Annotated in this window: 13 protein-coding genes; 3 read left to right on the top strand and 10 right to left on the bottom strand. The window is 66.9% G+C overall.

The features are described 5' to 3' along the window. Positions 1-4 precede the first annotated feature (4 nt). The 5 genes from ACP150_RS08955 to tsaD form a co-directional block, all read right to left on the bottom strand. Positions 5-1,999, bottom strand: coding sequence for a heme lyase CcmF/NrfE family subunit (locus ACP150_RS08955; protein ID WP_424966252.1), 1,995 nt, complete (start codon positions 1,997-1,999; stop codon positions 5-7). A 206-nt stretch (positions 2,000-2,205) separates the two neighbouring features. Beyond that, on the bottom strand, positions 2,206-2,625 hold the full coding sequence (locus ACP150_RS08950; RefSeq protein WP_424966251.1) for an EVE domain-containing protein: 420 nt from the start codon (positions 2,623-2,625) through the stop codon (positions 2,206-2,208). Beyond that, positions 2,625-2,897 (bottom strand): YciI family protein, encoded by a 273-nt coding sequence (locus ACP150_RS08945; RefSeq protein ID WP_424966250.1) that lies wholly within the window; start codon positions 2,895-2,897, stop codon positions 2,625-2,627. The genes ACP150_RS08950 and ACP150_RS08945 overlap by 1 nt, the downstream gene beginning before the upstream one ends. Position 2,898: 1 nt before the next feature. Further along, positions 2,899-3,861, bottom strand: coding sequence for an NAD(P)H-dependent glycerol-3-phosphate dehydrogenase (locus ACP150_RS08940; protein WP_424966249.1), 963 nt, complete (start codon positions 3,859-3,861; stop codon positions 2,899-2,901). Next, positions 3,858-4,931, bottom strand: a complete 1,074-nt coding sequence (gene tsaD, locus ACP150_RS08935) for a tRNA (adenosine(37)-N6)-threonylcarbamoyltransferase complex transferase subunit TsaD (RefSeq protein ID WP_424966248.1) — start codon at positions 4,929-4,931, stop codon at positions 3,858-3,860. Before tsaD ends, ACP150_RS08940 begins: the two co-directional genes overlap by 4 nt. 48 nt (positions 4,932-4,979) lie before the next feature. Between tsaD and ACP150_RS08930 the strand changes: the two genes are divergently transcribed. The 3 genes from ACP150_RS08930 to ACP150_RS08920 all read left to right on the top strand — a co-directional run bounded on the left by ACP150_RS08930 (position 4,980) and on the right by ACP150_RS08920 (position 8,795). Continuing rightward, positions 4,980-5,696, top strand: a complete 717-nt coding sequence (locus ACP150_RS08930) for a uroporphyrinogen-III synthase (protein ID WP_424966247.1) — start codon at positions 4,980-4,982, stop codon at positions 5,694-5,696. A 71-nt stretch (positions 5,697-5,767) separates the two neighbouring features. Then, a complete protein-coding gene (locus ACP150_RS08925; RefSeq protein WP_424966246.1) occupies positions 5,768-7,291 on the top strand; it encodes a hypothetical protein in 1,524 nt (507 codons plus the stop codon). 10 nt (positions 7,292-7,301) lie between these two features. Beyond that, positions 7,302-8,795, top strand: a complete 1,494-nt coding sequence (locus ACP150_RS08920; RefSeq protein WP_424966245.1) for a heme biosynthesis protein HemY — start codon at positions 7,302-7,304, stop codon at positions 8,793-8,795. Between the two features lie 77 nt (positions 8,796-8,872). Here the strand turns inward: ACP150_RS08920 and ACP150_RS08915 are convergent, their stop codons facing one another. Genes ACP150_RS08915 through ACP150_RS08895 form a run of 5 tightly spaced genes read right to left on the bottom strand, consistent with a single transcriptional unit; the run spans position 8,873 to position 13,705 of the window. Continuing rightward, positions 8,873-10,336 (bottom strand): aldehyde dehydrogenase, encoded by a 1,464-nt coding sequence (locus ACP150_RS08915; RefSeq protein WP_424966243.1) that lies wholly within the window; start codon positions 10,334-10,336, stop codon positions 8,873-8,875. Positions 10,337-10,346: 10 nt separating this feature from the next. Continuing rightward, positions 10,347-11,384, bottom strand: coding sequence for an LLM class flavin-dependent oxidoreductase (locus ACP150_RS08910; RefSeq protein WP_424966242.1), 1,038 nt, complete (start codon positions 11,382-11,384; stop codon positions 10,347-10,349). Then, complete coding sequence (locus tag ACP150_RS08905) at positions 11,381-12,310, bottom strand: flavin reductase family protein (protein ID WP_424966241.1); 930 nt, start codon at positions 12,308-12,310, stop codon at positions 11,381-11,383. The genes ACP150_RS08910 and ACP150_RS08905 overlap by 4 nt, the downstream gene beginning before the upstream one ends. Beyond that, positions 12,307-13,131 carry an alpha/beta fold hydrolase gene (locus ACP150_RS08900; protein ID WP_424966240.1) on the bottom strand — a complete coding sequence of 275 codons (825 nt, stop codon included), beginning with the start codon at positions 13,129-13,131 and terminating at the stop codon, positions 12,307-12,309. Before ACP150_RS08900 ends, ACP150_RS08905 begins: the two co-directional genes overlap by 4 nt. Next, complete coding sequence (locus ACP150_RS08895; protein ID WP_424966570.1) at positions 13,103-13,705, bottom strand: amino acid synthesis family protein; 603 nt, start codon at positions 13,703-13,705, stop codon at positions 13,103-13,105. Before ACP150_RS08895 ends, ACP150_RS08900 begins: the two co-directional genes overlap by 29 nt. Positions 13,706-13,761: the final 56 nt, after the last annotated feature.

Raw genomic sequence — 13,761 nt, 5'->3', positions numbered from 1 at the left:
AAGGTTACTCCGCAGGGGTGGCTTGGGCAGGCGCGGCCTGCGCCCGACGCGGCGCGCCCACACGCAAACGCCGATCCGTCAGCGAGAACATCCCGCCAATCACAAGAAAGACGGTCCCGATCCAGATGAAGTTGACGAAGGGCTCATAGAGGATCCGCAGGGTCCACTCGTTCGAGTTCCGGTCCGCTGCGGGCTCACCGATGGTCAGGTAGAGGTCCCCGGCCAGGGTCGAGCGGATCGCCGATTCCGTGGTCTGCATCTCGGCCACCGGATACCAGCGACGCTCAGGTTGCAGCACTGTGATCTCCTCGCCATCGCGGAAGACTGTCAGCGTTCCCATATCCGACACGTAATTCGGCCCGCGCACCCGGTCGACGGAGTCAAACCGCACGTCATAGCCCGCGATCTCGACCACCGTGCCCGGGGCCGCGAACAGGATCTGCTCGGACTTCCATGCCGAAGAGCCGACCATGCCGAGGATCAGCACCGCAACGCCCATATGGGCAATCGTCATGCCATGGGCGGCACGCGGCAGGTTGCGCGCCCGACGCAGGCTCTCGGCCATGGGCACGCTGCCCGCCTTGATCCGCGACAGCCATTCCCGCCCGGACGCGATGAACAGCCAGCCCGCGATGCCCATGGCGACAATCGCCATGACCGGGCCTTGGGTGTCCATGTACCAGGCCCAGAGCGCCGCGAGGATGCCGAGCCCGATCGCCAGCTTCAGCCGGGACATCACGCCCGGCAGATCCGCGCGCTTCCAGCTCAGGAAGGGCCCGATCCCCATCAGGAACACCAGTGGCAGCATGATCGGGATGAAGCTTGCGTTGAAGAAGGGGGGACCGACCGAGATCTTGTCGCCGGTGATCGCCTCGAGGAAGAGCGGATAGAGCGTCCCGAAGAGGACCGCCGCCGTGGCCGTCGCCAGAAGCAGGTTGTTGATCAGAAGACCCGCCTCACGGCTGATCGGGGTGAAGAGGCCACCGCCCTCAAGCTGCGGCGCGCGCCACGCATACAGCGCCAGCGAGCCACCGATCGAAACCGCGAGCAGGCCGAGGATATAGACCCCGCGCTCGGGATCGACGGCAAAGGCATGGACCGAGGTCAGAAGCCCCGACCGGACGATGAAAGTGCCCAGCAAGGACAGCGAGAAGGTCAGGATCGCCAGCAGGATCGTCCAGCTTTTGAACGTGTCGCGTTTCTCGGTGACAATCGCCGAATGGAGCAGCGCCGTTCCCAGAAGCCAGGGCATGAAGGACACGTTTTCCACAGGATCCCAGAACCACCAGCCACCCCAGCCAAGCTCGTAATAGGCCCACCAGGAGCCCAGCGCGATACCGCCCGTCAGGCTCACCCAGGCCGCCAGGGTCCAGGGCCGCACCCAACGCGCCCAGGCCGGATCCACCCGGCCTTCGATCAGCGCGGCCACGGCGAAGGAAAAGACAATCGAGAAGCCGACATAGCCCAGATAGAGAAGCGGCGGATGCAGGGCGAGACCGATATCCTGCAGCAGCGGGTTCAGGTCATTGCCGTTGAGCGGTGCCGGGAACATCCGGTCGAACGGGTTCGAGGTGAAGATCATGAAGGACAGGAAGCCGACACTGATCCAGGCCTGCACCGACAGGGTCCGCGCGCGCAGCTCGGCGGGAATGTTCCGCCCCAGAACCGCGACACCGGCCCCAAAGATCGCGAGGATCAGCACCCAGAGCAGGAGCGACCCCTCATGGGAGCCCCAGGTCGCCGCCACTTTGTAGAGCATCGGTTTCAGTGAGTGCGAATTGGCAACCACGTTCACCACGGTGAAGTCACTGACGATGAACGAGCGCATCAGCGCCGCAAAAGCCACCGCCAGAAGGGCACATTGGATCAGTGCGGTGGTGATGGCCGATTGCATCCACAGGACGTTCCGCCGTGCCGCACCGGCCATGGGCAGCACGCTTTGGACCAGTGCCGCCGCAAGGGCCAGCATCAGGGCGAAATTGCCAATCTCAGGGATCATGTCGCGGTCCTCCTGCTTGAAAAGCCGACGCTTTTCTGGCGATCACATCAAGTCCGAAACGGCGTGAACCGCCTCTTGTCCGATCACGGATCTGCGAGGCCGACCAGTCCGCGTTCTCTCTACAATAGGGGGCCACCCCCGAGCCTGCCACGGATTCCCGACAGACTGCGACAAACCTGCACGCAAAAAGTGACTTCCGTTCGAAATCAGGGGGCAAGCCCTCCCATTTCGCAAATCAATGCCCATTCCGTGGCCGTGACCGGCTGCACGGACAGCCGCGAATTGCGCACCAGCACCATCTCGGCCAGACAGGGCTCGGATTTGATCTCGTCAAGGGTGACCGGACGCGCGAAAGGGCTGAGCGCGCGGATGTCCACGCAGTCCCAGCGATCATCCTCGGTGGTGCTATCGGGATGGGCCTCGGCCGAGACCTCGACCGTGCCGACCACCGCCTTGTCCTTCTGGCTGTGATAGAAGAACCCCCGGTCGCCCAGCGCCATCTCGCGCATGAAGTTGCGCGCCTGATAATTGCGCACGCCGTCCCATTCCTCGCCCGCAGCGCCCTTGGCCACCTGCATGTCCCAGGACCAGACCGAGGGCTCGGATTTGAACAGCCAGTAGCGCATCAGCCGATGACCCGGTTCCAATGGCGCAGCTCGACGCTCTCGAAGAGACCCGCCTTGCCATAGGGGTCGCCCGCTGCCCAGGCCTGTGCGGCCTCCATATCGGCGACGTCGAGAATGATGAGCGAGCCGCACATCTCGCCGGTATTGGACAGGAAGGGCCCCGCCTGCTGCACGGCGTCCGAGGCCTTGAGATAGGCGATATGGGCCTCGCGATTGGCCTTCCGCACCTCCAGCGCTCCGGGTTTGTCTATGGCGATCAGGGCAACCAGCATGTCATTCCTCTCGCAGGTCGCGGGACATCAGGGCCCCCATCGCCTGCTCTATGGTCAGGGTTTCGTCGATCACAGCGGATACCATCGTGCAGATCGGCATGTCGAGACCTTCGGCGGCGGCGATCCCCGCGACGGCCTGGGCCGTGGCCCGGCCCTCGACCGTGACGCCTGGGGCCGGACGGGTGCCTGCCCCCAATGCCTGCCCGTAGGCAAAGTTGCGCGATTGCTTTGATGTCGCCGTCAGAACCATGTCGCCAAACCCGGAGAGCCCCGCGAGGGTCGTCGGCTGCGCGCCGAGATGCTGGGCGAGCCGCTGCATCTCGACATAGCCCCGGGTCATCAGGGCAGCGCGCGCGCTCTCACCGAGGCCCGCCCCAATCACCAGCCCGGCGGCAATGGCCACCACGTTCTTGAGCGCCCCGCCCAGCTCGGCCCCGATCGGGTCCGCACTGCGATAGAGCCGCAAATCCTCGGTCGACAGCGCGTTCTGCAGATCCACGGCGCGTGCGCCATCCGCGCAGGCCAGGGTCAAGGCCGTGGGCAGGCCGCGGGCGATATCGGCGGCAAAGCTGGGCCCGGTTAGAACGGCCGGGATCCCGTCCGGCGCATGGCTCTGGATAAGCCCCGTGGGCCCCTGACGCGTAGCCAGATCAAGCCCCTTGCAACAGGCGACCAGCGCGGTGCCGCGCGGCGGGCGATGCGCGGCCAGATGCCCGCCAAGCGCCTGCATCGGCACCGCCAGCAGGCGGATCGGCGCGGTCATCACCGCCGCATCAGCGGTCACCGCGATCTCGGGCGGCAAGGTCACCCCCGGCAGGCGCGGCACCTTGCGATCCCCCGTCATCGCCTCGGCCTGTGCCGGGTCCCGGCACCAGAGCCGCACATCCCGCCCGCCCCGGCACAGCGCGATGGCCAGGGCCGATCCGAAAGCGCCCGCTCCCATGACATCTATCGACGGGCTCATGCCTTGGCGCCCTTCTTGCCGGACCCGAGCAACGCCGGTTGCCGGTCATCGAGTGGCCAGCGCGGACGGGCCCCAAGGGTCATGTCCGCGCGCTGCCCGGCGGCAAAAGCCTCCTGCCCGGCCCAGGCGATCATCGCGGCATTGTCCGTGCAAAACCGCAGGGGCGGTGCCACGAAGGGCAGCCCCTCGGCCTCAGCCAACCCTTGCAGGCCGGCGCGCACGGCACCATTGGCCGCAACCCCCCCGGCCACGGCGAACCCGGTCAGGTCACTGCAGTCGGCCAGCGCGCGGCGGGACTTCTCGACCAGCACATCGCAGACCGCCGCCTGAAACCCGGCGCAGAGATCCGCGCGATCCTGCGGGCGCAGGCCCCCATGCTCGGCCACGACCGCGTCCCGCGCACGCAGCAGCGCGGTCTTGAGGCCCGAAAAGGACATATCGCACCCAGCCCGATCCAGCAGCGGGCGGGGAAAGGCAAACCGCTTGGCTTCGCCCGCCTGTGCCTCGGCCTCGACCGCCGGGCCGCCCGGTTGCGGCAAACCGAGGAGCTTGGCGGTCTTGTCGAACGCCTCGCCGGGGGCGTCATCAATGGTGCCGCCCAGCCGGTGGAACCGTTCCGCGCTCTCGACCCTCAGGAACTGGCAATGGCCCCCGGAGACCAGCAGCATCAGGTAGGGAAAGGCGAGCCCATCGGTAAAGCGCGGGGTCAGCGCGTGACCCGCGAGGTGGTTCACCCCGACCAGCGGCACGCCCGAGGCCGCCGCCAGCCCCTTGGCCAGCATCACCCCCGACAGCACGCCGCCGATCAGCCCCGGCCCCGCCGTCACGGCGATCGCGTCCATCTGATCGAGCCGCAAACCTGCCGCCTCCAGCGCGGCCTGCACCGCCACGTCGAGCTTTTCCACATGGGCGCGCGCCGCGATTTCGGGCACCACGCCGCCAAACTCCGCATGCAGCGCGGTTTGGCCATGGACCACCGAGGACAACACCTCGGGCCCGCGCAGCACCGCCGCCGCCGTGTCATCACAGCTGCTTTCTATGCCCAGAACGGTCAGGGGGGTCGCCGACATGGCCTGCCTCGGTTGCGCCTTCGTTGCCCCGCAGCTACCACCGGGACCATGGTCAGACAACCGCCTCTCCCCGTTCTGCTGACGCGCCCCCGCGCGCAGGCGGAGGCATTTGCCGCCACACTCCCCGATACGCTCGCCCCTGTAATCACGCCGCTCTTGCGGATCGAGACGCGGGACGGGCTCATGCCCGCGCCCCCCGAGGTGACGCTGATATTCACCTCGGCCAATGGCGTGGCGCGCTACCCGGCGGCCCCCGACCGCGCCGGGCAACGGGCGCTTTGCGTCGGGGCGCGCACCGCCGAGCTGGCCCGCGCCGCAGGGTATGACGCACAATCGGCGGAGGGCACGGCGGAGGATGTCCTCGCCCTCGCCCTGACCCAGCCCGGTCCGTTCCTGCATATCCGCGGCGCCCATGCCCGGGGCGAGATCGCCGCGCGGTTGCGTGCGGCGGGCAAAGATGCGCGGGACTGCATCGCCTATGATCAGCTCCCCTGCCCCCTGACCGACGCAGCGCGCGCGGCGCTCACCGGGCCCTGCCTCGTGCCGCTCTTTTCCCCGCGCACCGCCGCGATTTTCGCCGCAGAATGCCCCGCAGCCCCCGACGCGCGGATCGTCGCGATGAGCACTGCAGTTGCAAGCGCTCTGGACGGGTCTGCTTATGCGGGTGTCGAGACGCTTAAAACGCCGACAGCTGCGGCAATGCGGGCTGCTCTTTTGGTCGATGGGGCGGGCAATCGCCTTGAGACAGGCAGGTCCTCTGGCTAGTCTGGCAGACGGTGCGGTCGGAAAGAGGATTCGGGCGCATGGCTCCGTGAATTCTTGGAAGGATGTTGTCCGTGTCAGATCCAAAAACCCCGAACGAAACACCCGAGGACCAGGTATCCGACACCGAACACAGCCCAGAAAGCCTCGACGCAGAGGCCACGACGAAACAAGACGAGCTGATTGAAGACGCCGAAATTCTGGACGAACAGCCGGCGGACACAGCCACGGAAGAGGAGGTCGCCGCGACCTCCGACGACACCCCAGAGACTACTGACGCCACGGAATCCGACGCCGAGGTCACCGAGGAAACCCCCGAGACCGCCAGCGATGAGACCCCCACCGAGGACAGCACGCTGGACGAGGTGACCACTGACGACGTGACTGCCGATCCGGATGCGGAGAAACCCGAAGACGCCTCCGAGATGTCCGATCCCGAACCGCAACCGGAGCCGGTCATCGAGGATCTGTCGACAGCGGAGACCGCGCCGCAGCCTGCGCCGCAACCTGCACCGGTCGTGGTGCAGAAGAAGGGCGGCTTCATGGGCCCGTTCCTCGGTGGTGTGGTCGCTGCCGGGTTGGGCTTTGGGCTGTGCTATTACCTGGTGGGCGAAGGCATCATCGGGACCGAAGACAATTCCGCCGAGATCGCCAAGATCGGCACACTGGAAACCAGCCTCGCCGCCTTGCAGAGCGAGCTGGCGACCGTGGCCAGCGCCCCGTCCGAGGATCCGCGCGTCGATGCCATCGCGGGCGCAGTGGAAAGCGTCGAAGGCACCGTGGCCAGCGTCGCCGACCAGCTCGGCGGGTTGCAGGGCGAGCTTGGCACGCTCCAGTCAGAGATTTCAGCCCAGACCGGCCTGATCTCGAATCTCGAAGAACAAATGGCCGCCATCGCCGCGCTGCCCGAGGGCACCGAGACCGCCGACAGCGCCGCCATGGCCGCGCTGCAGGCAACCCTGGCGCAGCAACAGGAAGAAAATGCCGCCATGCAGGCCCAACTGGCCGAAGCCGCCGCCGCGGCGCAGGCGCAGATGGAAGCCGCCCAGGCTGAGATGGAGGCCGTGCGCAGCCAGGCCGGGGCGCTGCAGAGCGAAACGCAATCGGCTGTGGACGAAGCCTCCAACCGGGCTCTGGTGTCGAACCTGTCGGCGGCGCTCGAGAACGGATCGGGCTTTGCCGGTGCCGTCGAAGGGATCACCGTTCCGGTCCCCGAGGCGCTGACCACCGTGGCCGCAAGCGGGGTCGACACCCTGTTGGAGCTGCAACGGCAATTCCCGGCAGCCGCCCGGGCCGGTCTCGCGGATTCGCTCAAGGCGACCGTGGGCGACGCGCCGCAGGACCGCGTCTTTGCCTTCCTGCGTGCGCAGGTCGGGGCACGGTCGCTGACCGCCAAGGAAGGGGATGATCCGGATGCGATCCTGTCCCGCGCTCAGGAGGCGGTGGATTCCGGGCAGCTCGAAGCGGCCCTGGCCGAAATCGCCGCGCTGCCCGAAGAAGGTCAAAGCGCAATGAGTTCCTGGATCGGTGCTGCGCAGGCCCGGGTCGACGCGATCGCCGCGCTGGACGCGCTCGCCACTGAAATCAATTCGAACTGAGGGCGCCCCGATGCTTTGGTCACTTATCAAGATCCTGATTTTCGTCGCGATGGTCGCGGCGCTCACCTTTGGGGCCACGTTCCTGATGGATACCGGCGAGCAAGTGCGCATCGCCGTGGCCTCGACCGAATTCACGCTCTCGCCCGTGGCGGCGGTGGTGCTGATGCTGCTTCTGCTCCTTTCGGCATGGCTCCTGTTCAAGGCGGCGGGGCTGCTGCTGGCAACCCTGAAATTCCTCAATGGCGATGAGACCGCCGTGTCGCGCTATTTCTCCCGCGGGCGGGAGCGCAAGGGTTTCGAGGCGCTGGCCCAGGGGATGATGGCTCTGGCCTCCGGCGAAGGTCGGGTCGCCATGGCCAAGGCTGCGCGCGCCGAGCGCTATCTGGGCCGTCCGGACCTCACCAGCCTGCTGACCGCGCAGGCGGCGGAGCTGGCCGGTGACCGAGCCAAGGCTGCCGAGACCTACAAGACCATGCTCACCGATGAACGGACGAAGTTCGCCGGGGTGCGCGGCCTGCTGAGCCAGCGGCTGGCCGATGGCGATACCGAGACGGCGATGGCGCTGGCCGAGAAGGCCTTTGCGCTCAAGCCCCGCCACACCGAGGTGCAGGACACGCTGCTGCGCCTGCAGGCCAGTGACGAGAACTGGTCCGGTGCGCGCAAGACATTGGCGGCCAAGCTGAAGACCGGCGACCTGCCCCGCGATGTGCATAAGCGTCGTGATGCGGTTCTGGCCGTCAGCGAAGCCATGGACGCCATGAGCGCCAACAAGACCGAACTGGCCGATGCGCTGGTCAACGACGCCAACCGCATGGCGCCCGGGCTTGTGCCCTCGGCGGCAATGGCGGCGCGCGTGGCGATCCGCGCGGGCAAACCCCGGCAGGCGACCAAGCTGCTCAAGCGCGCATGGGAGCTGAACCCCCATCCCGAGCTTGCCGCCGCCTATGCCGAGATCGCCCCGGACGAGACCGCCGCGGCGCGGATCAAGCGGTTCGAGGCCCTGATCAAGCCCAAGCCGAACCATGTGGAATCGCGCCTGCTGATGGCCGAGCTCTTCATCGCGGCCGAGGATTTCCCGGCGGCGCGCAAGGCGCTCGGCGATCTCTACGAGACCGCGGCCACCGCCCGGTCCCTGACGATCATGGCCGCTGTGGAGAAGGGCGAAGGGTCGGATGACGCGATCGTCCGCGCCTGGCTGGCCAAGGCCGTCACTGCCTCGCGCGGGCCGCAATGGACCTGTGGCAACTGCAACAACATCCACGCGGCCTGGGTGCCGGTCTGCGACAATTGCGGCGCCTTCGACGCCCTGTCCTGGGTCGAGCCGCCGCAATCCGAGATCGCGCTGACGAACTCGACCGAGATGTTGCCCCTGATCGTGGGTGCCATCGAAGACAAGAGCGCCGAGCCAGCGCCCGAGGATGATGTCATCGTGCCCGAAGTGGTGGATATCACGCCCAGCGACGAGACCGGGGATCCGGCGGAGCCGAACCGCGCCTCGGCCTGATCTGCGTACAGACCTGCAAAGCCCGGCCCTGGTTCCCCAGCGCCGGGCTTTTTCATGCACCGGTCGCGTGTCGGGCCTTAGCGCATGACAAAAGGATCGGGGATCGGTTCATCGCTGGTCCGCAGCCAGACCGACTTGATCTTGGTGTAGTCCAGCGCCGCCTGCAGCCCGCCTTCGCGCCCATGCCCGGACAGGCCATGCCCGCCAAAGGGCGCGATGGGGCTCACGGCGCGGTAGGTGTTGACCCAGACGATCCCGGCCCGGATCGCACGGATCATCCGATGCGCCCGCGTCAGGTTCTGGGTAAACAGCCCCGAGGCCAGCCCATAGCGGGTGTCATTGGCAATGGCGATTGCCTCCGCCTCGGTCTCGAAAGAGACGACCGAGAGGACGGGCCCGAAGAACTCTTCGACGAGACTGTCCGCCGCGCGCGCATCCGAGCAATCGAGGATCGTTGGCGGGAAGTAATACCCCGGCCCCTCCAGCGGTGCTCCGCCGGTCACGCAGCGGGCGCCCTGGACGATGGCACGGTTTGTCAGGTCGGTGATGGCATCCCGTTGGCCTGCGGTGCAAAGCGGTCCGACCTCGGTGTCCATCGCGTCCGGCGGACCGATCACCACGGCCTCGGCCTTGGCCTTGAGCCGGGCGAGAAACGCCTCCTTCACCGAGGCCTGCACCACGAGCCGCGAGCCTGCCACGCAGCTTTGGCCCGTGGCCGCGAAGATCCCCGAGACCTGCGCATTAGCGGCACTGTCCAGATCCGCATCCTCGAACACGATGAAAGGCGATTTGCCGCCCAGTTCCAGCGAGGTCGAGGCGAGGTTCTCGGCCGAGTTGCGCAGGATATGGCGCGCGGTTTCCGGGCCGCCGGTGAAGGCGACATGGGCCACCTTGGGATGGCTGCTGAGCCGCGCGCCCACCTCGGGCCCGCCAGTGATCACGTTCAGGACACCCTTGGGAAACCCCGCCTGATCAAAAATCCGGGCAAATTCCAGCATCGGCGCCGGTCCGTCCTCGGATGCCTTGAGCACCACCGTGCAGCCCGCCGCCAGCGCCGGGCCGATCTTGACCGCCGAGAGAAAGAGCTGCGAATTCCAGGGCACGATAGCGGCCACCACGCCGATAGGCTCCCGGCGCAGCCAGACCTCCATATCCGGTTTGTCGATGGGCAGATGCGCGCCCTCGATCTTGTCCGCAAGGCCCGCATAGTAGCGGTAGAAGTCGGCAACATAGGCGATCTGGGCCGAGGTCTCGCGGATGATCTTGCCCGTATCGCGGGTCTCAAACTCGGCCAGACGCCCCGCATGTTCAGCAATCAGATCCGCCAGACGGTAGAGAAGCTTGCCCCGGGCGGTCGCGGTCATCCCGGCCCAGTCAGGCGCAAGGAAAGCGGCATCGGCCGCCGCGACCGCGCGGTCCACATCGGCGACACTCGCCTCGGGCATCCGCGCCCAGGGCTGGCCATTGGCGGGATCGAGGCTTTCGAACTGGCGCGCACCCTCGGCAAAGGCGCCGTCGATATAGTGCTGGAACTGCTGCATGCTCAGGGTCCTATTGGAACGCGGGCATGACATCGGCGATGAACCGTTCGAGCGAGGCTTTCTTGCGCTCGAAGCTCATGCTGGAATCCACCCAGAAGGAATACTCATCATAGCCCAGCTCGGCGCATTTGCGCAGCCGGTCGATCACCGTGCCCGCTGTGCCGATCACCAGATCCCGTTCCATGTTCGCCGGGGAATACATCGGATGGGCTGCAATCTCATCCTCGCTCAGCGGGTCAATCAGGCCCTGATGGATCTCGCGCTTGTTCATGAACCACGCGCCGAAATAGCAGTAAAAGCGGTTCAGCTCGATTGCCGCCCGCGCCACATCCGCGGCATCCTCGGCCACGTAGGTGTGGCGGAGCAGCATGATCTTCGGCCGTGGCTGCGCGGGGTATTTCGCACAGGCCGCCTTGAACTTGGCCATAAGATCCGCGACCTCGCCATCGCCATTCCACAAGGGCGTGACCTGCACATGGCAGCCATTGGCCACGGCAAACTCATGGCTGTTCGGATCGCGGGCCGCGACCCAGATCGGCGGACCGCCCGGTTGCAGGGGTTGCGGCGCGGAGGTGGTCTTGGGGAATCGGAAGAACTCCCCCTCATGGGTATAGTCCCCCTCCCAGAGCCGCTGCACGGCCGGAACCAGCTCGCGCATGCGCTGCCCCGCCTCCCAGGCATCGAGGCCCGGCATCATCCGCTCGTACTCAAAGGAATAGGCCCCCCGCGCGATCCCGAGATCGAGCCGCCCGTCGGTGATCAGATCGGTCATCGCCGCCTCGCCAGCCAGCCGGATCGGGTGCCAGAAGGGCGCAATCACCGTGCCCGTGCCAAGCCGGACATGCTGCGTATGGCGCGCCACGTCGATCAGGTTGAGAAACGGGTTCGGCGCCATGGTGAAGTTCATGCCATGGTGTTCGCCTGTCCAGACCGCATGCATCCCGCCCGCATCCGCGATTTTGCAGAGCGCGATGAACTCGTCATAGAGCTGCTTCTGGTCCTGATCGGGCGAGATCCGCTCCATATGCGCGAAAAGGGAAAACTTCATGGGGTGGCTGCGCCTCCTGTCGCGCGCGGTCTGACCTCGCCGGTCACTTCGGTTCCGTAATAGACCCCGAAATTGCCGAGGCGGCTTTCCTCGGCAAACCGCTCCAGCATGGTGCAGGTTGCGGGATCCGCCACATCCATCAGGGTCGAGGGGTTGAGCACGGTAAAGCTGCCGCGCCGCGGGGTGCCTGCGGGGGCCGGACAGAGGAACGAGACATGCCGCCGGTTCAGACGCGCGTCCTGATAGACGGCATAGATGAACCCCGGCTCGGCCTTCAGGCCGGTCCCTGCGATCAGCCGGTCGAGCGTGCCCTGCACGCCGCCCGTCACGTCATCGCTCATGGGCAGGGTCAGGCTGCCATCCCCGGCATCCTGCAACAGGACCTGACCATCCCGCTCGATCAGGGCCGAGACCACCATGTCCCGGCGCGGGGTCAGAGCATCCGCCTCCGCCGAGGGTGCCACATAGGCCCCGCGCGCATAGCCCAGCCCGGGGGCAGGCGTATGGTCAAAGGCCTGCACCCTGCCGATAAGGATCACATGGTCCCCGGCCTCGACTGTCCGGAACATGTCGCAATCAAACCAGGCCGAGACCCCGGCCAGGATCGGCGCGCCGTTTGGGCCCGGGGACCAGTCCACCCCGGCAAACCGGTCCTCCGCCGGGCGGGCAAAGGTGTTCGATAGCGCGATCTGGCTGTCGGCGAGGATATTCACCGCAAAGCGCTCGGCCCGGGTGAAGGCCTCGAAGTTCTGCGAGCTGCCGGCGAGGCAGACCAGCACCAGCGGCGGGTCGAGCGAGACCGAGGTGAAGGAGTTTGCCGTGAAGCCCAGCGGCGCACCCGCCGCATCCATCGCGGTGACCACGGTGACACCGGTCAGGTAGGTGCCGAATGCCTTGCGCAGTTCCATGGGATCGAGCGTGCTCATGCGCGGCGCCTTTCTGCGGTCCCGTCCCGCAACCATGCGGTCAGCGCGGTGTTGACCTCCTCGGGGGCGGTCAGGTTTGCCATATGGCGCGCACCGTCCAGCACGACCGCGCGGCCATGCGGGGCAGCCCGCGCCATTTCCCGCGCCATGGCCGGTGTGGAGTTCGGATCCAGCGCACCGGTCAGCGCCAGAAGCGGTGCTGCGATCTCGCCCATCTTGGGGGCGTAGATCCCGTCGCCCGCTGCGAAAGCGCCATAGGCGTCCGCGTAGCCTTTTGGGTCCATCGCCGCGAGCCAGCCGCGCACCTGCGCGCGCACGGTTTCGGTGTCAGTATCAGTGTCGGGATCCTGACCGAACCAGCGATCCAGTGGTGTCTCGAGATCCACCGCACCGGCGCGGATCTCTGCAGCGCGGGCGATCACCGCGCGCCGCGCCTGCGGATCCCGTTGGTAGACGCCGTTCAGCAGCGCCACCCGGCGCACATGGCGCGGATGCGTCACCGCATAGCCGGTCGCGATCATCGCGCCCATGGAGTGACCGACAAGGCAGACCGGGCCGAGACCCAGCCCCTCCAGCACCCCGTGCAGCCAGTCGACATAATCCGGCAGTTGCGGGCGCCCCGGCAACGGCGCGCTCCCTCCATGGCCCGGAAGATCCAGCGCGAGCACCCGGTGATCGCAGGACAGGGCCGCGATCTGCGGCGCCCAGGCCGCCGATTGCATCCCGACCCCGTGGAGCAGGACAAGCGGCGCGCCCCGCCCGCACTCGCGAAACGCGACACGCCCGGGTCCGTCAAACTGCCGCTGGGTTATCGACGTCATGGCCAAGCTCTTTGAGGTCCTGATACCGGTCCCCGATCCGGTGATGGGGTCGCCCGCCAATCGAGGCGCCCAGCGCGATCACGATCTCGTCCGGCGCGGGGGCGTCCGGGATCGCGAGCTGAATCGTCAGGTAATGGCTGCGCCGCCCGCCATCATTCTTGTCCATCAGCGGGATCTGCAAGGATGCGTAGGCGGGACCGCGTGTGTTGGTGAAGGCGAGGTAGGATTTCGCACCCACCGCCTCGCGATAGTGATTGCCGAAGCGCAGGGTGTGGATCAGGGCCGAGCCATGCTCCACCTCACCATTGACCCCGACAATCGCGGCCTTGCCATAGCCCTCGACCTTGTCACCGCCGCCCGCGGCGCCAAGGATCATCTCGGTGAGCAGCGCGCCGAGCCCCGGGGCGCAGTCCGTGATGGCCGGGCGCAGGTCCTCGACAAAGCCCAGCCCGGCCCAGGGGTTCCGGATCACTGCCACCGCCGCGATCAGGGTCAGGGGTGTCTTCGCCGCCTTGCCCCCCTCGATCAGGGTCTTTTCAACATGCAGAAGCGTTTTTCGGATCTCTGCCGCCATGGCCTCGCCTTTCAGGATTCGCTGGCTCAAATCTGGTATACCATAATATCATCTGT

The organism is Dinoroseobacter sp. S375 (assembly GCF_049800775.1).
Taxonomy (GTDB): domain Bacteria; phylum Pseudomonadota; class Alphaproteobacteria; order Rhodobacterales; family Rhodobacteraceae; genus Dinoroseobacter.
The sequence above is the reverse complement of the archived record's forward strand: the minus strand, read 5'-3'. Positions and strand labels throughout refer to the sequence as shown.